A 20,630-nucleotide genomic window follows, 5' to 3' on the forward strand; every position below is an offset into this window, starting at 1 on the left:
TTATAACGAAAGCCGCGCACTTACGCTATTTGCCAACTCTGTTTTACACATAAGAAAGCCGTTTATGCCACACAATACCTTTGTATAACCCTGTACATTCAAAAAACAAAGGAGGTTATTCCGTGAGCATTCTCGGGCACATTGTGCGTTTCATCGTTGCCGCTTTGGTTCTGATGGTCGTAAGCTGGATCGTTCCCGGCTTTAGTGTAGGCGGCTTTTGGAGCGCGCTGATCCTTGCCATTGTCATTGCCTTGATCGGTTACATCATTGAGGCTATGTTTGGCCGACGCGTTTCTCCATTTGGACGCGGTATCGTAGGCTTCCTGGTGAGCGCCCTGGTTATCTGGATCGCTCAATATGTCGTAACCCATGTCAGTGTTTCCTTTTTGGGCGCATTGCTCGCCGCATTGGTTATCGGGATTATAGACCTGTTCATTCCGGTATCTACACCGTTTGAAGCTGGCCGCAAGAGCGAGAAATAATTTGGGGTCATATTCCCGACAAGGCTGTTCCACAGCAGATTTCTTCTGCCGCTGGACAGCCTTTTGTCATCCGAGAACCGAATAGGATACAGCATACAAATAATCCCCGGCGATAAGCAGCCGGGGATTGCATCACATTTATAATCCGTATCTACTGATCCTGTTCGATTAATTCAATCCACTCATTGTACTCGGATTGAAGCTTGGTATACTCTTCTTGCAATTGACGTAATTCCGTCGATATCTTCTCCGTATTTTCCCGATCCACATCCTGCTGAACCTGTAAAAGACGAAGCTGATGAGCCGCCAGCTCGTACTTCTGACCGACCTCCTCCAGCTCGGACTGTAAAGCCATCCGTTCCTGATCTACAGATTGCCGCTCAGCCTTCGCCGCCTCGGCAGCTTCAACGGCCAGACGAATTTCCTCTTGAAGCTGTTCCTTTTGTTCAACTGTTACGGCTATTTCCCGTTCCCACGAAGCAAATTCTTTCTTGCGGGCAGCATCTTCGGCTTCCAAACGTTCCGCTTCGGCCTTCAACTGCTCATATTTAAGCTGCCATTCAAGTGATTCCTCTTCGGCACGCTCCAGTTCCTTCCGCCGTTCACTATCTTCACGCTGGAGCTGCTTGATATTCTGTCCCAGTTGCTCTGCCCGGCTCTTCATACTTCCATACTGCTCCTGAAGTGTTTTGTAAGCCTTTGTTCCCTCTTGCTCACGCAGGATTGCCTTCTCCAGCTCGTCCTGAACGCGAATCAGCTCAGGTGAAAGCTCCTTGATTCTCGCTTCCAACTGCAACAGACGTTGCTGCTGTGCAGCAAATTTATGGTTTACAGCTTCAACCTCAGCCATGGCATGCTGTAATTGCTCCTGTACAGTCTCCTTCTGTTCACGTACTTCCAGTATCGAAAGCTCTAGCTCATCTACTGCGAGCTGGCGCTCCTCTGCAAGCTTCTGCCAAGACTTCTCGCTTTCGACCAGTGTAGCCAGCTCACTTTGCAGTTTGCGGGAGGACACATGCGCCTGCTCCAGCAACTTCTGCATTCGGCGCTGTTCTTCCTCCAGCTTGGCCACTTGCTGCTGCGTTGCCTTGGCTTCCGCCGCCAATTCATCGTAACGGCTTTGCAGCTCTTCACGCGCAAGTGTATCCGTCTGCTCGCGCTCTGTCGCAGCCTGCCGCTGCGTTTCCAGCATAGACTCCAGTTCGGACTGCTGTTGCTTCAATGCTGCAACCTGCTCTTGCGCCTCTCCCAGACGAGAAGACAGCTCTGTACTGCCTGCTTGAGCCTGCTCCAATTGCTCTTGAAGCTCCTCGACCCGAATCTCCTGCTCCAGTGCAGCTTCCTCGGCCCGTTTCTCCGCTTCCTGATGCTGGAGCTTTTCTTCATTCAACGCCAGTTCCGCCTGTTTACGCTCCTGCTCCAGCTGCTCATTCAGCCCGGACCACTTGTCCTGCCATTCAGTGACCTTCCGGCTATGCTCCTGCTGCAAAGCAGAACGCAGCTTGTCCAGTTCTGTATGCTGACGCTCCTGATGAGCCTTCTCCGCAGCCGACAGCTTGGCTTCCGCCTGCTTGACCGCTTCGGCCAGCTCCTTCTTGGTTTGCTCCTCCATCTGGCGGATACGGGCATTTGCCGCCTCCTGCTGCTCTTTCAGCTTACGGGAAGCTTCCTGACGGGACTCCTCCAATTGACGTTCAGCCTGCTTTTGTCCATTTTCGAGTTCTGCAGCTTTTTTCTCCTGCTGTTCCAGCTTCGCCTTTAATTCGGCAATTTCCCTGGCTGATGTGGATTCGGTCTCCTTCCATTTTTTCAGAACCGTTTCCTTCTCTTCCTTCAATTGGGTAAAAGACTGCTGCATATCCGTATTTTTTTGCTGCTGTTCTCCAAGAGCTGTCTGAAGGTGAGCCAGTTCGCCCCGAAGCTCCGCCCGCTCCCCGGCCAACCGGTTCATATGACTCTGAATTTCCTGAATTTGTACAGCTTCTTCTGCCATATGAACCGCAGCCAGCACGGCAATTCGGGGCATATCCAGACGCGAATGAGCCTGAGAAATGCTATGCATGCGTTCATCCACGTAATTGGCAACCTGCTTCATATAATCGGTATTACTGCCGACGAGTTTATAAGAAGTACCGTAGATCTCTACAGTGACGCGAGTACGATCTGGTGTAGTCACAATTATGCCCTCCTTCAATACTACTGTATGTTGATTCTAAGTTGTGTCCGGTACTATGGTAACCCGCCCTTCGTGAAGCGTTCAACCCCATTAGTCCGGTTTCCCCGCAGCGGGTGAATATCAGAGTAGAGAGCTTCAATGATGATAGGCCAAAAAGCCGTATCGAACCTCTGTCACTAAGATTCGATACGGCTCCCCGCATTTCCTGCTACTTTCTCAATTCTGCTCCAAAAGTTTGTTCCAGAGACGTCACGACAGGAATATGCGCCGCATTAATCTCTTCATCCGTCAGCGTATGCTCCCAATGACGATAGGTCAGGGAGATAGCTACGCTCTTCTTGTCTTCGCCAAGCTTGCTACCTGTAAATACATCAAACACCCGTGCATCCTGTAATAGCTCTCCGCCCGCCGCATGAATCACACGCAGCAGTTCGCCTGCTTCTACGTCCTTATCCACCACGAGGGCAATGTCGCGTTCCACGGACGGGAAGCGAGCCAGCTCTCTGAACTGAATGTGACTGTTGGCGTGTTCGATCACCTGTTGCAACGCAATTTCTGCTACATACGTATCATTCAGTCCATAAGACTGTTGCAGCTCCGGATGGATCTGCCCGATGGTGCCGATTCGTTGGGAGGTCCCATTCACATCCAGCCATACCGAGGCGGAACGGCCCGGATGATAGCTTTGCGGCTGGTCAGCCACATAACGGATGCTTGCACCCAATCCAAAATAGTCAAATACCGTTTCCAGCGCGCCTTTAATATCAAAGAAATCGACCTTCTCAGCACCGATATTCCATTGTTTTTCACGGCGTACGCCAGTCAGCAGCAGACTGAGCACTTGAATTTCCTGAGGCTGGCGAGTCAGCGTTTGTTCTGCGGTATAAAATACAGTTCCTATTTCGAAAATCGCCAGATTTTCCTGCTTCCGGTTCATGTTATACACTGCTGTATCCAGCATTTGCGGAATAATGCTCGTACGCAGCACACTGCGGTCTTCGCTCATAGGCATCGCCAAACGTACAGGATGGCTTTCCTCTGTCAGCGCATTAAACAAACCTGCACTTTCCGGATGCACAAACGAGTAACTAATCGTCTCCTGCCAACCGCCATGGGCCAGCAATTTACGCAGCGAACGGCGCAGTGATTGCGATGCTGTCAAAGCACCCGGCGTCGTCGGTCCTTCAATCGGTGTCGTCGGAATGTTGTCGTAACCATACAGACGGGCAACCTCTTCAATCAAATCCACATCTATGGTAATATCCCCGCGGCGTGTAGGCACTTCCACTTCCATCACACCTTGCTCCACGTCACCGCATCCGAAATGAAGTTTACCGAAAATCGTTTTCACCTCAAGCAGCGACAACTCTGTTCCCAAATATCGGTTCACTTTATCCAGCGACAGCTTGATAATCCGGTTCTCAGCCTTCGCAGAAGCAGATTCTACGATTCCTTGATGCACAGTGCCTCCTGCATAACGCTGAATCAGCGCTGCCGCACGGTTCACCGCAGGTACAACAGCACCCGGGTCAACCTCTTTTTCAAAACGCAGGCTTGCTTCGGAACGAAGTCCAAGCTGACGGGACGTTTTGCGAACCGTACCGCCGTCAAACTTTGCGGATTCCAGCGCAATGCTGACCGTCGCATCCGTAACTTCGGAATTGGCTCCGCCCATCACCCCTGCCAGCGCAATCGGCTTCACGCCGTCTGTAATCAGCAGCATATGTGGCTCCAGCTTGCGCTCTTGATCGTCCAGCGTAACCAATGTTTCGCCTGCACGAGCGAGACGTACTTCGATGTTGCCATTTTCCAGCTTATCCGCATCAAAAGCATGCAACGGCTGACCGTATTCCAGCATGACATAGTTCGTAATATCCACGATGTTGTTGATTGGACGAACACCCGCCGCCATCAGGCGGTTTTGAATCCACAGCGGAGAAGCCTCCACTTTTACACCCGTGATATATCGAGCCGCATAGTGCGTGCACAGTTCAGGTGTATCCACCTTTACCGACAGATGATCTGCCGCCGCATCGCTGATCTCCACCAAATCCTTAGCCGGTTCAGCCAGCGAAATGTCACGCCCCAGAATCGCGCTCACTTCATAAGCCGCACCATGCATACTCAAACAATCCGAACGGTTTGGTGTCAGATCAAAATCCAGCACCTGATCATCCAGCGCGAGCAGCTTCGTAATCGGCGTACCAATTTCAGCATCCTCAGGCAGTACGAGAATACCTTCTTGCAGCTCTTTGGGCAGCAGCTTGTCATTCATGCCCAGTTCCTTCGCCGAACAGATCATACCCATGGATACAACACCACGCAGCTTGGCCTTTTTAATCTGAAAATCTCCCGGTAGCTTCGCGCCCACGATGGCAACAGGAACCTTTTGCCCTGCATCCACATTTTTGGCGCCACACACGATTTGCAGATCTTCTTCTTGGCCCACATCGACGATACACACATTCAGCTTATTCGCATCAGGGTGTTTTTCCTTGCTTTTGACATAGCCGACCACGACGCCTGTAATCCCTTTGTTGCGATGTTCGACCTCATCAATTTCAATGCCCGAACGGGTAATTTTCTCTGCCAGATCCTCCGCGCTCACCTGATCCAGCGATACATACTCGGATAGCCAATCGAATGATACTTTCATATGGGTTCACTTCCCTTGATATAGTTGTTTATTGACGCGCAAACTGCTTCAAGAATGACAGGTCACTGTTATAAAAATGACGAATATCGTCAATACCGTATTTCAAAATAGCTATCCGCTCTACGCCCATGCCGAACGCAAAGCCGCTGTACACTTCAGGATCATAGCCGCCCATTTCCAGCACTTTCGGATGCATCATGCCGCAGCCCAAAATTTCGATCCATACCCGTTCGCCATTTTTCTTCACAAAAGTTACGTCCACTTCGGCACTCGGCTCTGTGAACGGGAAGAAGCTTGGACGTAGGCGGATTTCGGTCGATTCCCCGAACATTTCGCGCGCAAATTGCAGCAGCGTTCCTTTGAGATCGCTCATGCGGATGTCTTTTCCAATTACGATCCCTTCAATTTGGTGGAATTGGAAGGAATGCGTTGCATCGTCATCATCACGGCGGAAAACGGTACCCGGACAAATAACCTTAAGCGGCGTTTCACCCTTCATCGCCTCCATCGCACGAATTTGAACGGGTGACGTATGGGTACGCATCAACAGATCCTCGGTCAAATAAAACGAATCCTGCATATCCCGCGCCGGGTGATTTTTAGGGAGGTTCAACGCTTCAAAGTTATAATAATCCGTCTCTGCCTGTGGACCCTCCGCAACCCGGTAACCCATACCAGTAAAAATGTCCTCAATCTGCTCAATTACTTTATTAAGCGGGTGCAGCCCACCTTGCGGCAATGTGCGTCCAGGCAGCGTAACGTCGATCTTTTCCGCTTGCAGACGCTCATTCGTCTCCGCTTTCGTGAACTCATCCTGCTTACGGTTGACGACTTCTTCAATCGCCTCGCGAACTTCATTAGCTACCTGTCCGACAACTGGACGCTCTTCTGCGCTCAGCTTGCCCATACCGCGCAAAATTTCAGTCAGCGCACCCTTTTTACCCGAATATTTAACCCGCAGATCAGCTAGCTCTTTGGGCGTTGCCACCTTCTCCAATACTTCCAGTGCTTCTTCCTTCAAGGCCAGCAAATGTTCCTTCATTTGGATGGTTTCGCTCATCGCCTGTTCAGTCCCCTTTCTTCATATCCAGCTTTTCAGACAACAAAAAAGGTCCTTTCTCCCGGTAAAGGGACGAAAAGACCGTGGTACCACCCTCGTTAGACAATCCTGCTCAGCTCATCCCGCGCCTTGTCTTTCGACAATTTCTGCCATTCGACAGTACAGGTTTATGCATGCTTTGCATGATCATCTCGCTCTGCACGTTGTAACGGTCGTGAACCGGTATCCCCTACTTGCCCGCTTGCCATCTACAAATGGCATACGAGGTTCAAGGAACTGCTCCGGAGCGAACTTCAACAGCCTTGTTTTGCAGAAACGCTCTCAATCCTACGGCGCTTCCTCCCTGTTCAATCAGACACTGCCTACTCTTCTCCATCAAGACATTTTCAAATTTCGAACTATTGCTCATTATTATATGCAAACCCTAGCGCTTTGGCAAGCCGGGCATACCGTTTTACCCATTCTGACGCAGCCGTTTAATCCGACTGATCCAGTTTGGCACGAATACGCCTGATTTCTGACAACAGTTCCTCATTTTCATCGTCCAGCCCGACCGTACCCATCAGCTCCGTAAGACGCAACTGCAATCGCAGACGCTCCTCGCGCTGCTCCTGATCCTCTGGTTCCTGTTGACGGTTCTGCTGATCTTCCTGCTTTTCGTCGGCGGTCCCTTCGTAGATTTCATAAACGCCTCCAGGCTGCATATCAAGCAAACGGGTTGCCGTCCGGCGCACCAGCTCCCGGTCATGCGAGACAAGCACCAGCGCCCCGCCGTAACTGCGCAAGGACTCCTCTACAATCTCACGGGTTTCAATGTCAAAATAATTGGTCGGCTCATCCAGCACCAACAGGCTGGCTCCGCTAAAATACAAGCGTAGAAACGCCACCCTGCATCTCTCACCCATACTAAGCGTCCCGATCCTCTTGAACACATCTTCTCTGGCAAAAAGAAAGCATCCCAGCACCGTTCTCGCTTCCGTCTGCGTCATGGTGGGGAGCGCAAGCAAACTATCCAGCAATGTCTGATCCTCCGGAAGCTGCTCCAGTTCCTGTGAAAAATATCCAATTTTCAGCTGTGGATTCGCTGTGATCTTACCCTTATACGGCTCCAACTGGCCCGTCAACAGCCGTAGGAGCGTTGTTTTGCCAATCCCATTCGGCCCCCGAACAGCCAGGCGATCGCCACGTGCAATGTTCAGGTTGAGATCCTGCACAATGGTATGGTCGTCGTAGCTAAAATAGACATGCTCGGCGCGCAGCAGATATTTGGCCTGAAACCCGCTGTCACTTAATTTCATTTGCAAAGATGCTACTTCGCGCGGCTGCTCAACCCGGTTGGCCTCCAGCCGTTCCAGCTCCTTCTCCTTCGCATGATAACGGGAAATATTTTTATTAGCCTTGGCCTTATAAAAGCTTTGCGTAACGGCCATTTCCACATTGGAAGCTGCCCGGTGCGCCTGATGGAACCATTCCTGGTAATTTCGGATCGTCTCCTCCAATGCCTGCCGTGCCAGTTCCTGCTTCCGATAGTTGGCTTCCTGCTCCCGCAGCTCCCGTTCCTTATTCGCCTTATATTCCGTATAGCCACCCTTATAGCGCCGAATGCCCGTTGACGTCAGCTCACATATGCCTGTAGCTACCCGATCCAAAAAGGCTCTGTCATGCGATACAAACAACAGCGTCCCTTGATATGTGGACAGCCACTGCTCCAGCCAAACCAGACTTTCGGCATCCAAATGGTTGGTCGGTTCATCCAGCACCAGCAGCTTCGGCTGTCTGACCATCAGTCCGGCCAACCGCACTCTCGTCTTCTGCCCTCCGCTCAGGTCACCATAGGCAATAGGCCACGTCTCAGCAGGCATGCCCATCCGGGTCAGCGCCTTTTCCACTTCGGACTCCCACGCAAAACCTTGCAGCCGCTCGTACTCATCCATCAGCTCGCCATATTGCTCTAGATGACGCTCTGCTTCCTCTCCCTTATGGGCAATTTCGGCCTCCAGTTGCTTCAGCGTCATCCTGACTCGCCAATGCTCAGGACTGGCCTGCTGTGCCGCCTCAAGTGCAGTTCGGGCGGATTGAATGGTGTCCTGCTGCTTCAGCCAGCCCCGCTCCTCCAGCGGTAATTCATGCTCTACCTTACCCGAAGTCGGCGCCTCGTCGCCTAACAGTATCCGCAATAGCGTCGTTTTGCCTGCTCCATTTCTTCCGAACAGGGCGAGTCGTTCCCCCTCCGTCACATCCATTGATACATTCTCAAACAAAGACGTTCCGTTCCAATCCTTTATCACATTGCGGATACGCAAAATGGTTTTCATATGGTAATCATCCTTTCCCTGTCCGGTTCCAATACCGAAAGCAATAAAAAAAGCCGCAGAAGGCTGCGGCTTGCATACAAGGAATATAGAATGACTGCTATGAATCGTTTCAGAACATACGTTTATGAGAAAGAGAACCGTAAACGGAAAAAAGCATAGTCCCGTTACGGAGCAAACGTATACGTCCCAAACCTCATTTCAGACACACTTCTCCCGTTGCAGCATACAGCCGCCTGCCAGTAACTGTGCAGTTTATGGGGAAAATCAGTGTGCTTACTTCATCGGACGTATAGTTACCTTCCTTTTCACGGAATACTTGCTTGCAGCCAGTATAGCAGATCAGAACGTATTTGCAAATCCATTGTGCATCAAAATTATTTTCCGAATACCAGGGTTGTATTGGACGCGCCTGCATATTTAGTTACAAATTCCTTTGTATATTCAGGAGTTTGAACTTGATAACTGTAGTTCTTGCTCGGATTCCAGTTGGTCACCCGCGACTTTTGGTTGGTGATGGCTGGAAAGCTGCCCACGTCTTTAAATTCGCCATTTGCTTTATCATCCAGAATGCCGCCCTTTTCGCTACCTTTTCCAAAGTAGTTGTACTCTGAGTAGATTCTTGCATTCGTAGCTATCGTGTAGGCCAACTGAAAATTATTGATGTAATTATTTTTAACATGGAAATATCCATATCTCATAAGCCCGGGCCCGCGAACTTGCAAATTTTCAAAATAATTATTGGCGATAGTGATATGAGGTAAGCCATCGTAGCTTTTATTGCCATCATCAGGATAACCAAGAATGAGGCCGTACTTATGATTAGCAAATTTGGAATTACTGATGGTTACATAATCAACCGATTGTCCCACATACAAAAGCTTGTCCAGATCTGAACCATTGGAATCATAATTGTGACCTGCAAAAGTGACATGATCAATCCAATAGTTCGTGCCCGCAGTAAGATAAAGCTGAATATCATCATTATCGTTGATGCTGGCGCTATGTTCAAAAGTCAAGTTTTGGAAGATCACATTACCGGAATTAGCCGTTGTTTTCAAATGAATATTAACCAGTTTGTTTTGCGCGTATGAACCAATAAGCGATTTGTTGGAACCAATATTGACGACGGTTTTAGAGGAGGCAGAAATGTTTTTTTCAATCACCAGGATTTTGGGAGTGGAATCCCCTAGCTGGTTTTTCAAATCGTTCAGATTGTTGATATAGATAACCTGACCGTTTTTGCCCCCGGTTGTACTGGGCTTGGAAGCTCCACTTTCATTTTTGGCCTGTCCGGCAAAACCTGTAAGTCCATTCGTCGACGTATTCGGGAAATCAGCCGCAGCGAACGTAGAGGTTGCTGGAAAAGCGAAAAGCACAAAGGTTAAGGATAGAAATAATAAATAAATTTTCCTCATTGCAATAACACCATCCTTTTTTTATATTTAATTCCAATAACCAGACTATACTTATTCTTTAGCAAATGGTAAATAGTTCTTTTTATCTGTTTATTTATAGCATGAAAGCGAAGCAATTGGTTTTAATTTTGTATAATAGTGTAAAAATAGTTCGTAAGAACGCAAACAAGCCTGGACACCCGATTGGCATCCCGGCTAATCTATATGTAATCCAATTGCCCCATTTAAAAAGGAGTCTGCCATACGTCGAACTATGGGCAAAATAAAAACCCTTGCGACGCAAGGGTTTCAATCATTTTTACGACAAAGCGGGTGATGGGAATCGAACCCACGCTATCAGCTTGGAAGGCTGAAGTTCTACCATTGAACTACACCCGCACTTTAGAATATCTCAATTCTTATATATGACACAATCAAACTATTGTCAACCAGCAGAATCAGGATGTTATCTAGTATAACTTACCTGCCTGTAAATTGCAAGCAAACTACATACCATCCTGAACCAGCCAATTCATAGGTTTGCGCAAAAACAAGTTTTCAAAGGATTCCGCCGGAATGGGCCGACTGAAATAATAGCCTTGTCCCTCATGGCAATCCTGAGCCTGTAAAAATTGGAGCTGACCCTCATTTTCCACTCCTTCAGCCGTAACCTTCAGCTTCAAATGGTGGGCCATAGAGGCAATGGTCGACACAATAGCCGCATTTTTGCTGTCGACCAGCACCTCATTGACAAAGGAACGGTCAATTTTAAGACGGTCAATCGGAAGATTTTTCAAATAATGCAACGAGCTATAGCCTGTTCCAAAATCGTCGATACTTATTGCGACACCAATAGCTTTTATTTTTTTCAGTTGCTCAAAGGCTCGATCCTTATCAAAAGTCATACTCTCCGTAATCTCCAGCTCCAGATAACACGGTTCCAGTTCCGTATAGGTCAAAATGCCACGAATCACATCCACCAGCTTTTTTTGCTGAAATTGGCGCATGGATAGATTCACCGATATCGGTATCGGCTGGTATCCAGCCTTCTGCCAGCGCTTGTTTTGCAGGCACGCTTCCCGCAGCACCCATTCCCCCAAAGGCACGATCAGACCACTTTCTTCGGCCACCGGAATAAAATCTCCCGGCATCACCATTCCGCGATGAGGATGATTCCAACGCACCAGTGCCTCCAAGCTCGTCAGTTCACCACTTTGCAAATGAACACGCGGTTGATACACCAGTGAAAATTCCTCATTTTCGAGCGCGCGCCGCAAATCATTTTCCAATTGTAGCCTTTCCTGCGCCCGCATCTGCATGCCACTGGTATACCGCTGAAAATTCACTCCCTGCTCCTTGGCATTATGAACAGCGGTATCCGCGTGCTGAATGAGCTGCTCACCCTGAGTGGCATCCAGTGGGTACAAAGCTATTCCCATACTCACCATAACATGATAATATTCACCATTAATATCAAAAGGCTGCTCAAATAACTTTACCATATCATCAATACGATTTTTCATGGCATCTATATCCTTGTAGCCCGTGAGAAGAAACGCAAACTCATCTCCGCCCATGCTGAAAACATCCTCGCCTTCACGGCAAAAATGCTCCAAGCGTTCGCCTACAACATAGAGCAAATAATTCCCTGCCGTATGCCCCAGCGAATCGTTAATGGTTTTGAATCGGTCAATATTCAGTATTAAAAGAGTTGCCGTTTCATCGGGTTTTAATGAATTGCGCAGAGATTGCTCGAGGCGTTGTGAAAGACGCCGACGATTCGGCAGCCCTGTGATATCGTCATAATAGGCTATGTAATTAAATTCAGATTCTGCCGCCTTCTTTTCCTGATATGGAACAAGGACCATTAGCCGAACCAATCCGCTCAGCAGATCATAGAATGCAATAGCACTCATCAAAAGTCCCATAAGGTGATTTATATCACTCATTTGCCGGGAGGACAAATAAAACAACTGGCTCACGATACACAGCCCAATCCCGCGAAGCATAAGCAACATACCAAATTCCGCTGGGAGATGTCGGGAATATTTTCGTGCACCTAAAATAAAATTGGATACAAGCAGAAACAGGATAACCCAGTTCAAGATCCACCCCGGATTGTCCATCTCGTGACTTATACGCAGATCGGGTAAGTGCGACTCGTATATCTGAATGGTCCCGAGGATCAGCAAAGTAAAACATATCCCTATCCATAAAGCGGTTTTCTTATATCCTGATTCGGCTTTTCTAAAAGGGAGGGAGCAAATGACTATAAGCATAATAGAGGTGAAGACACGGTTCACATAAAGAAGCCACAGCGAAATATCCGGAGACAAAACAAAGTCCGTCAGGCTAACAAAACTAAACGAGACGATATGAACAAGGTAAAGCAGACCAGCCACCAGAAATGTGGGCGCGATGAGAAGTCTCTGCCAGGATAACTGCTCCAGCAAAACCGACCAGGATTGATAAAAAATAGAGAAACAGATCGCCGCACAGACGAATCCTGCAATGGGGTATAGCAAGAAAAAAACATTATGGGAGTATAGCTTATTCAAAGTTACATGAAATAACTGAACCAAGACAAACAGAACTAGCGCAGCAATGCCGATGCCTATCGTTTTCTTTACTTCCAGCCGTGTACTCATTCAGCCTCTTCAGCCCCCTGCATATCGGAAATTCCGATCATCTAAGACGTTTGACAGCTTTGGAAGCCGTTTTTTAAGTCTTTAGTATCAAAAATAAATACGGATTATGGTACATAATAACATTTAATCTGTGAAAGGTGAATCATTTTTTAGTCTTATATTCATTATTTCATTTTCGTATTTACGCAAATAAATAAGCTTCCAGAACCAAAAAAGCGCATCATCTCTTCAGATCATGCGCTCTATCCGGGCTTTTTCAAATGAGTGATACCTATGCCCCAGTTCTGTACAACACAAAAGAATCAGTACCTACTACATCCCTTTGTGAAAGTCCCAGAACACTAAACTACAGGAAGCGTGATTTTAAACTGTGTCCCCTTTCCATGTGTACTGTCTACATGAATAAAGCCCCCGTGATTTTTGATGATCCGATAGCTCACTGCCAGTCCTAAGCCGGTACCACTTTCTTTCGTTGTAAAAAATGGATCAAATAAACGTGATAATGTATTGTGATCCATTCCCAAACCGTTATCTTCAATGCAAATATGAACATACGAACCTTCCAGCACCGTATGGATATCAATGCATCCCTCACGGTCTTCTCCGATACCTTCGATGGCATCCATTGCATTTTTGATCATATTGAGAATGACCTGCTTAATTTGCTTTACATCAATGGAAACCTTCATGAGCGTACTATTTTCATCCAGCGCGATCTGGCAACCCTTCATCAGCGCCTCGCTTTCGGTCAGCATCACAACCTCTTTCAGTAGACCCATCACAGGTACAGCGGTTTTTTGCGGAGCTGAAGGCTTGGACGAATTCAGAAACTCATAAATAATGTCATTCGCGCGATCTATCTCTGTCAAAATAATACGAGCATACTCATCTCTTCCCAGCTCCACCAGATGCGGCCGCAGTAATTGAATAAAGCCCCGGATGGCGGTAAGCGGGTTACGGATTTCATGAGCAATCGATGCGGAAATGCGTCCTAACATCGCGAGCTTGTCATTTTGATACGCCGTCTGCTCAATTTGCTTATAATCCGACACATCCTTGACACTGAACAAAAAGTCGCCATCCATCTGATCCCCGTAGGTCACCGTAATCAACCAATGCCGACCATACTCATCAATCAATTCATGATAGCGCTTTCTATGAAAGATGGTCTCTTTGTATATTCGCATAATCTTCTTCTTCTTAAATCGGCTTAACTCGGGATGATGCAAAATTTGCATCAAGTTGCGACCTGCCAGCGAACTACGCGGCAGTTCCAGCAGTTTGGCCATTTGCACGTTAATAAAGGTCAGTACCCCGTCACTGTCAAACAGCATGATACCACTATCCAGGTTCTCCAGCACATTTTCATACTTGTTATTGGCGATCTGTGTGGAAGGACAAGCTCCCACGGTATCAAGCAAGGCCTCTTGGAATTCACTGATCATGCCAGGCTTCCCCCTTGTTTCGGAATGATAAACTGGCCGTATCGGACGCTTAACATTATTGAAGAAGAGAAAGACATCATCTATCGACTACCCTTCAACAGTTAGAAAACAGATTCATAAAATTCCGACCATCTCTGTCCAATTGAAAGTCTAATTTTATGATAGACAAGACTTAGGATTCCAGTCAACCGGAAAAAGTGTCGAATTCACATTTTTATCCTGTTTTCTTTCGTCATAATATCTGCGCAACATTCCCAAAAACGAAATAATAAGTTAGGAATAAGCGCCCTACACACCAAAAAAGCTCTCCAGGTGTGAGAGCTTCTTTGGTGTGTAGGATGTCAACTGCCGCTCTTATTATGCTGAAGCCGAGAGCGTCTCTGGCTCATAACAGCCAGTCTTCTCTTGAGCTCTCCCTGCCATTTTTCATCGTTCATCTGTTTAGCTACCATCAATAAATCCAGGGACATGTCAATTTGGCGCTTCACAATTTCAAACGCATCTTCACTCTCCCGATTCACACAATTCTCAAATATCGTATCATCATCTTCCATGACGTAGTCCTGAAAATCAATCTCGCTTGCCCCGTCTCCATGTGCATACTCAGCCAAAATTTCATACTCATTCTCGACTTTATAATGGACCTCAATGCGACGACATACCGGGCAAAACAGCAAAGGAACATTATGAACTTGGGTGCGGTAATGCTTCAGCGTTCCCTTGGTTCCTACCATGCTTGCTCCACAGCAATAACTCATCCGGGCTCAGCCTCCTCTGAACAAAACCTGTTCTGCCTTGTTTATCCTCTATGTTACCTTATTCGCTTTCACCAGTTGAAATTCCTCCAAAACAGAGTAACATTTCCACAATTATTTCTTATTTCACCCTGCACTGTTCACTTCAAACACACATAATCATAGACTCTTTTCCTGCATAACATAGGCAAGCAAGCCCCCAATGTCGGTAAAAAACCGCTTGTTTGGGGGCTTGCAAGTTTAATGTTCAACTTCTTCTGAAGCTTGTATTACAGGTTTTTGTCGCCTGGTTTCCAGTTCATTGCGCACAAGCCGCCGGATTGCAAAGCTTGTAGTACACGCAATGTTTCTTCTACACTACGACCTACGTCGTTGTGGTTAACCACTTGATATTTCAATTCGCCTTCAGGATCAATGATGAACAAGCCGCGCAATGCAACTCCTTCTTCTTCGATCAGAACGCCATAATCGCTTGCTGTTTTTTTCGTGATATCAGAAGCCAACGGGAAGTTCAATTTGCCCAATCCGTTGTTTTCTTTAGCTGTGTTGATCCATGCTTTGTGGCTGTGTACGGAGTCTACACTGATACCCAGAATTTCAGTATCCAGCTCTTTAAATTGGTCAGCAGCATCGCTCAATGCTGTGATTTCTGTTGGACACACAAAAGTGAAATCCAGTGGATAGAAGAAGAATACGAGCCATTTGCCACGGTAATCGGAAAGCTTCACCGAACCAAATTCTTGACCGTCCCCAGTCACTGTTTCCAATGCAAAATCAGGTGCGGGTCTTCCTACCAATCTTTCTGCCATAATATGAAATCCTCCTTTTAAAATATGTAAGAAAAACATCAAATGTGTTTTCCTCAATCATCTGTATTGTATTGAAACAACCTACTTGATAAATGTTATCATTCGCAGAAATCAAAGTCAATATTGTAACCATTACTTTTTTAGAATTATTTTAAACTAGCTTTTGAAAATTCACAATTTATACACATTCACCAGGTTGTACACTTCCGGATATAACAGCAGCCCCTGATGGCTCAGGAGCTGCTGTATCACGCACTTGCTGTATAATCAGCTACCTTGTTTCAAAGAAGCCTTTAAGCTTTTATCGAATAGCCGCTGCGATCAGGTCACCCATTTGGGTTGTCGAGATGGCCTTGGATTTATCCACTGCGATATCGGCTGTGCGATGTCCGGCATCCAGTACCTCTGCTACCGCCTTCTCAATGGCGTCAGCAGCTTTCACATATCCGAAAGTCATACGGAACATTAAAGCAACGGACAGGATCGTAGCAATCGGATTAGCAAGTCCTTGACCCGCAATGTCCGGTGCTGAGCCGTGAACCGGTTCGTACAGACCGAAGCTGCCTTCTCCGAGAGAAGCAGAGGACAGCATACCGATGGAACCAGTCAGCATAGCCGCTTCGTCACTAAGGATATCGCCGAACATATTTTCCGTCACGATGACGTCAAAGCTGGACGGACGACGCAGCAATTGCATTGCGCAGTTATCAACCAGTACATGCTCCAGCTCAACATCCGGATAGTCCACGGCGACCCGGTTAACCACTTCGCGCCACAAACGGGAAGTTTCCAGCACATTGGCCTTGTCGACTGATGCAAGCTTTTTGCGACGCTTCTGTGCAATTTCGAAAGATTGGCGAACAATGCGCTCCACTTCCGTTACATTATATGCGCATGTATCGACAGCTTCCTCACCCTGCGGGCTTTCACGTCTGAACTTCTCACCGAAGTAGATGCCACCTGTCAGCTCGCGCACAACGATCAGATCCGTACCTTCCAGTACTTCAGGTTTCAGTGTCGATGCGTCCTTGAGACAATCAAAGACGACAGCCGGACGAAGATTGGAGAACAGGCCCAGCGCTTTGCGTATACCCAGCAGCCCTGTTTCAGGGCGAAGCTCCTTCGGATTGTTATCCCACTTGGGACCACCTACGGCTCCCAACAGTACGGCATCTGCAGATTGGCAGACAGCCAGCGTTTCTTGCGGCAATGGTGTACCCTTCTCATCAATGGCAATTCCACCGAACAGTGCATGCTCCGTTTCAAATGAATGGCCAAATACTTCCTCCGTACGCTTCAAAATTTTCTCTGCCTCAGCGACCACTTCCGGGCCGATTCCGTCCCCAGCTATTACCGCAATCTTTTTCACGTCTGCCATCACGTACACTCCTCTTGTTTTACAGCCTTACGGGCGTATTATTTATACCTTCTTTGTAACATACATGACAGGCCTTTGACCAAGATATAGAATCTATCAATTTAATAGGCTTAGCCTATAAGCTGAAAATCTGTAGTAAGACAAAACAAAACAGGACCGGAAATACCCGATCCTGTAAACTCCAAATTGCTTGATTTGCAATCCCTAGGACTTGTAATCTACACGATTGCTATAGGTTTTACGCTTGTCGATCAAGCCATTCAATGCATCCACATAGGCGCGGGCACTTGCTTCCAGTATGTCAGTGCTTACCCCACGTCCCTGTACAGACAGATCGTTTTGGGTCAACACGACATGCACTTCACCCAGAGCATCCTTACCTTGGGTAACAGACTTGATCGAGTAATCCGAAAGAACGACTGCCTCTCTGCTGGCTTGGTCAATCGCATTGTAAATCGCATCGACCGAACCGTTCCCTTCAGCTTCCGTCTCAATAACCTGACCTTCATCGGTAACCAGACGTACCTTGGCGGAAGGTGTAGCCTCGTTGCCATAGGTTACGAAAATCGTTTCCAGCTTGAAGACTTCCGGTGAATCGGCCAGTTTTTCTTCCAGCAACGCCAGAATATCATCATCCGATACTTCTTTCTTCCTGTCAGCCAAATCCTTGAACTGTCCGAAAGAGCGGTTCAGCTCCTCTTCGCTCAATTCGTAGCCCAGTTCGATCAAACGTTCGCGGAAAGCATGGCGACCGGAATGCTTGCCCAGTACCAGCTTGCTTTCCTTCAAACCAATACTTTCCGGCGTCATGATTTCGTAGGTCGTTTTTTCCTTCAACATGCCATCCTGGTGAATACCCGATTCATGCGCAAAAGCATTCGCTCCAACAATCGCCTTGTTGCCTGGCACGACCATACCCGTCAGACGGCTGACCAATCGGCTCGTACGTGCAATCTCGGACAGTTGCAGAGACGTTTTGGCCTGGAAAAATTCCTGTCTCGTCTCCAGCGCCATTGCAATTTCCTCAATAGCGGTATTTCCGGCACGTTCACCGATACCGTTAATGGTACCCTCAATCTGATCCGCCCCGTTCAGGATCGCAGCCAGTGTATTCGCCGTAGCCATTCCCAGGTCGTTGTGGCAATGTGCGCTCAATTGAATCTTTTCCACACCAACCACATTTTCCTTAATATGCTTGAAAATGTTGCCGTATTCATAAGGGGTCAAGTAACCCACGGTATCTGGAATATTGACGACAGACGCGCCTTCCTGTACAGCCATGGTGACCATTTCCACTACAAAATCAAGCTCTGTACGACCTGCATCCTCCAGGGAGAACTCTACCTTGGGCAAATATTTTAACCCGTAACGAATGGCTGAACGGGCAGTCTCCAATACCTGTGCCTTCTCCATCCGCAGCTTATGCTGACGGTGAATCGGAGAAGTTGCCAAAAAGATATGGATACATGGGTCCTGAGCTCCCTTAAGTGCCTCACGGACCGCATCAATATCCTGTTCCCTCGCACGCGAAAGACCAATAACCGTTGAATTTTTGACAGCCTTGGCGACTGCATTGACAGCAGCTAGGTCACCCGGAGAAGCAGCCGGAAAGCCAGCTTCCATACGGTCGATACCCAGCTTTTCCAACTGGTAGGCGATCTCTACTTTCTCGCGGGTGTTCAAGTTCACACCAGGTGACTGTTCTCCGTCTCTCAACGTTGTGTCAAATATATATATTTTGCGCAACGCAACGCACCTCCCTTAGGATAGAAGCATTAAATTACAATGCGGCTCACGCAATAAGCAGGGCCGCATTGAAGATTACCTTATAAATGAATCATGTTTTCGAACTCGTTGTACAAAAAGATCTTATTTTTTGATCCAGTGCATCATTTCACGCAATTGTCCGCCCACCACTTCAATTGGATGGTTAGCTTCATTACGGCGAGTAGCCGTCAGGAATGCACGTCCGGATTGATTTTCAAGGATAAAGTCACGAGCAAATTTACCTTGTTGAATGTCAGTCAATACGTCTTTCATTGCTTTCTTCGTATCTTCTGTTACGATACGTGGTCCAGTTACATAGTCGCCATATTCTGCTGTGTTACTGATGGAATCGCGCATTGTTGCCAATCCGCCTTCATACATCAGGTCAACGATCAGCTTAAGCTCATGCAAGCATTCGAAGTAAGCCATTTCAGGAGCATATCCTGCTTCAGTCAACGTTTCAAAACCTGCTTTAACGAGTGCGCTCACGCCGCCACACAATACCGCTTGCTCACCGAACAGATCCGTTTCCGTTTCTTCACGGAAGGAGGTTTCGATCACGCCTGCACGTGTACAGCCAATACCCTTGGCATAAGCAAGACCGATTTCTTTCGCTTGACCTGTTGCGTCCTGCTCGATTGCGATCAGACCCGGTACGCCAAAGCCTTCTACATAGGTACGACGTACCATATGTCCTGGGGATTTTGGAGCAACCAGCAATACATCGCTATCTTTAGGAGCAACGATTTGTCCGAAATGAACGTTGAAACCATGGGAGAATAAAAGAGCTGCGCCTTTTTTCAGGTTAGGTTCAATTTCATTTTTGTACACAGAAGCTTGTGTTTCATCCGGCAACAAAATTTGAACCACATCTGCACGGCTCGTTGCATCAGCCACGTTCAGAACTTCAAAACCGTCGTTTCTTGCAACATCTGCTGATTTACCTTCACGCAAACCGATAACAACATTCAGACCACTGTCACGCAAGTTTTGTGCTTGAGCATGTCCTTGGCTACCGTAACCGATAACGGCAACCGTTTTTCCTTTCAATACGCTGAGCTCTGCATCTTTTTCGTAGTACGTTGTAACTGCCATGGTTAATTTCCTCCTTTTAATTGGACCCTTCATAATGAGCGGGTACTCCAAGAGACTCTGCCTCGTTACCAAAACTTGAAAATCTCTTCGAGCCCCCGCTCTTATGAGGGCGGTTCTTTATTGATGTAATGCGCTATAAGCGGTAATTCGTTAAAGCTCCGTATTAAGCATTGCCACGTATCATGGCTGTAACCCCGGTTCGGGTCAGCTCACGAATACCGTAAGGCTTCAATAACTCGATCATGGCATCAATTTTTTCGGTATCACCAATGACCTGAACAATCAAGCTCGTCGTTCCAACATCAACTACGGCTGCTCTGAACGTTTCCACGACGCCCATAATTTCTGGCCGCTGAGGTGGTTCTGCCTTCACCTTAATCATCGCCAACTCCCGCGCAACCATCGGCTTGGAGCTAAGATCAATAACCTTGATTACATCAACCAGCTTGTAAAGCTGCTTCTCGATCTGCTCCAGATTGTTCTCGTCTCCTACGGTCACAATGACCATACGGGATAATCCAGCTTCCTCCGATTGACCCACGGTAATGCTCTCAATGTTAAAACCACGGCGACCGAACAGGCCGGACACACGCTGCAAAACGCCGGGATGATCATTTACCAGTACAGCAATGGTATTTTTAATCGTCATT

Annotated in this window: 14 protein-coding genes and 1 tRNA gene; 1 reads left to right on the forward strand and 14 read right to left on the reverse strand. The window is 47.6% G+C overall.

Translation table 11 applies throughout. The annotated features are described in order from the left end of the window. The first annotated feature begins 122 nt into the window (after window positions 1–122). Complete coding sequence (locus ACQ4MX_RS06285; RefSeq protein ID WP_431089795.1) at window positions 123–482, forward strand: phage holin family protein; 360 nt, start codon at window positions 123–125, stop codon at window positions 480–482. 151 nt (window positions 483–633) lie between these two features. Here ACQ4MX_RS06285 and ACQ4MX_RS06290 read toward each other — a convergent pair whose 3' ends face one another. From ACQ4MX_RS06290 to ilvN, 14 genes are all read right to left on the reverse strand, one after another. Continuing rightward, window positions 634–2,658, reverse strand: coding sequence for a cell division protein ZapA (locus ACQ4MX_RS06290; RefSeq protein WP_431089796.1), 2,025 nt, complete (start codon window positions 2,656–2,658; stop codon window positions 634–636). Between the two features lie 208 nt (window positions 2,659–2,866). Further along, a complete protein-coding gene (pheT, locus tag ACQ4MX_RS06295; RefSeq protein WP_431089797.1) occupies window positions 2,867–5,314 on the reverse strand; it encodes a phenylalanine--tRNA ligase subunit beta in 2,448 nt (815 codons plus the stop codon). Between the two features lie 28 nt (window positions 5,315–5,342). Further along, window positions 5,343–6,374 (reverse strand): phenylalanine--tRNA ligase subunit alpha, encoded by a 1,032-nt coding sequence (pheS, locus tag ACQ4MX_RS06300; protein ID WP_431089798.1) that lies wholly within the window; start codon window positions 6,372–6,374, stop codon window positions 5,343–5,345. A 476-nt stretch (window positions 6,375–6,850) separates the two neighbouring features. After that, window positions 6,851–8,689, reverse strand: a complete 1,839-nt coding sequence (gene abc-f / locus ACQ4MX_RS06305) for a ribosomal protection-like ABC-F family protein (protein ID WP_431089799.1) — start codon at window positions 8,687–8,689, stop codon at window positions 6,851–6,853. Between the two features lie 374 nt (window positions 8,690–9,063). Then, window positions 9,064–10,104 carry a pectate lyase gene (locus ACQ4MX_RS06310; RefSeq protein WP_431089800.1) on the reverse strand — a complete coding sequence of 347 codons (1,041 nt, stop codon included), beginning with the start codon at window positions 10,102–10,104 and terminating at the stop codon, window positions 9,064–9,066. Window positions 10,105–10,411: 307 nt separating this feature from the next. Continuing rightward, window positions 10,412–10,482: transfer RNA gene (locus ACQ4MX_RS06315), tRNA-Gly, on the reverse strand. A 107-nt stretch (window positions 10,483–10,589) separates the two neighbouring features. After that, a complete protein-coding gene (locus ACQ4MX_RS06320; RefSeq protein WP_431089801.1) occupies window positions 10,590–12,731 on the reverse strand; it encodes a putative bifunctional diguanylate cyclase/phosphodiesterase in 2,142 nt (713 codons plus the stop codon). A 341-nt stretch (window positions 12,732–13,072) separates the two neighbouring features. After that, window positions 13,073–14,176: an ATP-binding protein gene (locus ACQ4MX_RS06325; protein ID WP_134910565.1), complete on the reverse strand. Its 1,104-nt coding sequence runs from the start codon at window positions 14,174–14,176 to the stop codon at window positions 13,073–13,075. Window positions 14,177–14,517: 341 nt separating this feature from the next. Continuing rightward, window positions 14,518–14,934, reverse strand: a complete 417-nt coding sequence (locus ACQ4MX_RS06330; protein ID WP_007429530.1) for a hypothetical protein — start codon at window positions 14,932–14,934, stop codon at window positions 14,518–14,520. Between the two features lie 266 nt (window positions 14,935–15,200). Then, window positions 15,201–15,740 carry a peroxiredoxin gene (locus tag ACQ4MX_RS06335; RefSeq protein ID WP_014280569.1) on the reverse strand — a complete coding sequence of 180 codons (540 nt, stop codon included), beginning with the start codon at window positions 15,738–15,740 and terminating at the stop codon, window positions 15,201–15,203. Window positions 15,741–16,041: 301 nt separating this feature from the next. Next, window positions 16,042–17,118: a 3-isopropylmalate dehydrogenase gene (gene leuB, locus ACQ4MX_RS06340; protein ID WP_431089802.1), complete on the reverse strand. Its 1,077-nt coding sequence runs from the start codon at window positions 17,116–17,118 to the stop codon at window positions 16,042–16,044. A gap of 204 nt (window positions 17,119–17,322) precedes the next feature. Then, on the reverse strand, window positions 17,323–18,864 hold the full coding sequence (locus tag ACQ4MX_RS06345) for a 2-isopropylmalate synthase (RefSeq protein ID WP_431089803.1): 1,542 nt from the start codon (window positions 18,862–18,864) through the stop codon (window positions 17,323–17,325). A gap of 123 nt (window positions 18,865–18,987) precedes the next feature. Next, the gene (gene ilvC, locus ACQ4MX_RS06350) at window positions 18,988–19,980 is read right to left on the reverse strand and encodes a ketol-acid reductoisomerase (protein WP_014280566.1); all 993 of its coding nucleotides are present in this window, start codon (window positions 19,978–19,980) and stop codon (window positions 18,988–18,990) included. A gap of 163 nt (window positions 19,981–20,143) precedes the next feature. Then, window positions 20,144–20,629, reverse strand: a complete 486-nt coding sequence (ilvN, locus tag ACQ4MX_RS06355) for an acetolactate synthase small subunit (RefSeq protein ID WP_431089804.1) — start codon at window positions 20,627–20,629, stop codon at window positions 20,144–20,146. Window position 20,630: the final 1 nt, after the last annotated feature.

The organism is Paenibacillus sp. 8b26 (genome assembly GCF_050626875.1).
GTDB lineage: Bacteria > Bacillota > Bacilli > Paenibacillales > Paenibacillaceae > Paenibacillus.

What these genes read in the sequence shown, in the direction of transcription:
- pheT (WP_431089797.1), bottom strand. Translation starts at nt 5,314, where the DNA reads ATGAAAGTATCATTCGATTGGCTATCCGAGTATGTATCGCTGGATCAG.
- pheS (WP_431089798.1), bottom strand. Translation starts at nt 6,374, where the DNA reads ATGAGCGAAACCATCCAAATGAAGGAACATTTGCTGGCCTTGAAGGAA.
- abc-f (WP_431089799.1), bottom strand. Translation starts at nt 8,689, where the DNA reads ATGAAAACCATTTTGCGTATCCGCAATGTGATAAAGGATTGGAACGGA.
- ACQ4MX_RS06310 (WP_431089800.1), bottom strand. Translation starts at nt 10,104, where the DNA reads ATGAGGAAAATTTATTTATTATTTCTATCCTTAACCTTTGTGCTTTTC.
- ACQ4MX_RS06320 (WP_431089801.1), bottom strand. Translation starts at nt 12,731, where the DNA reads ATGAGTACACGGCTGGAAGTAAAGAAAACGATAGGCATCGGCATTGCT.
- ACQ4MX_RS06325 (WP_134910565.1), bottom strand. Translation starts at nt 14,176, where the DNA reads ATGATCAGTGAATTCCAAGAGGCCTTGCTTGATACCGTGGGAGCTTGT.
- ACQ4MX_RS06330 (WP_007429530.1), bottom strand. Translation starts at nt 14,934, where the DNA reads ATGAGTTATTGCTGTGGAGCAAGCATGGTAGGAACCAAGGGAACGCTG.
- ACQ4MX_RS06335 (WP_014280569.1), bottom strand. Translation starts at nt 15,740, where the DNA reads ATGGCAGAAAGATTGGTAGGAAGACCCGCACCTGATTTTGCATTGGAA.
- leuB (WP_431089802.1), bottom strand. Translation starts at nt 17,118, where the DNA reads ATGGCAGACGTGAAAAAGATTGCGGTAATAGCTGGGGACGGAATCGGC.
- ilvC (WP_014280566.1), bottom strand. Translation starts at nt 19,980, where the DNA reads ATGGCAGTTACAACGTACTACGAAAAAGATGCAGAGCTCAGCGTATTG.
- ilvN (WP_431089804.1), bottom strand. Translation starts at nt 20,629, where the DNA reads ATGACGATTAAAAATACCATTGCTGTACTGGTAAATGATCATCCCGGC.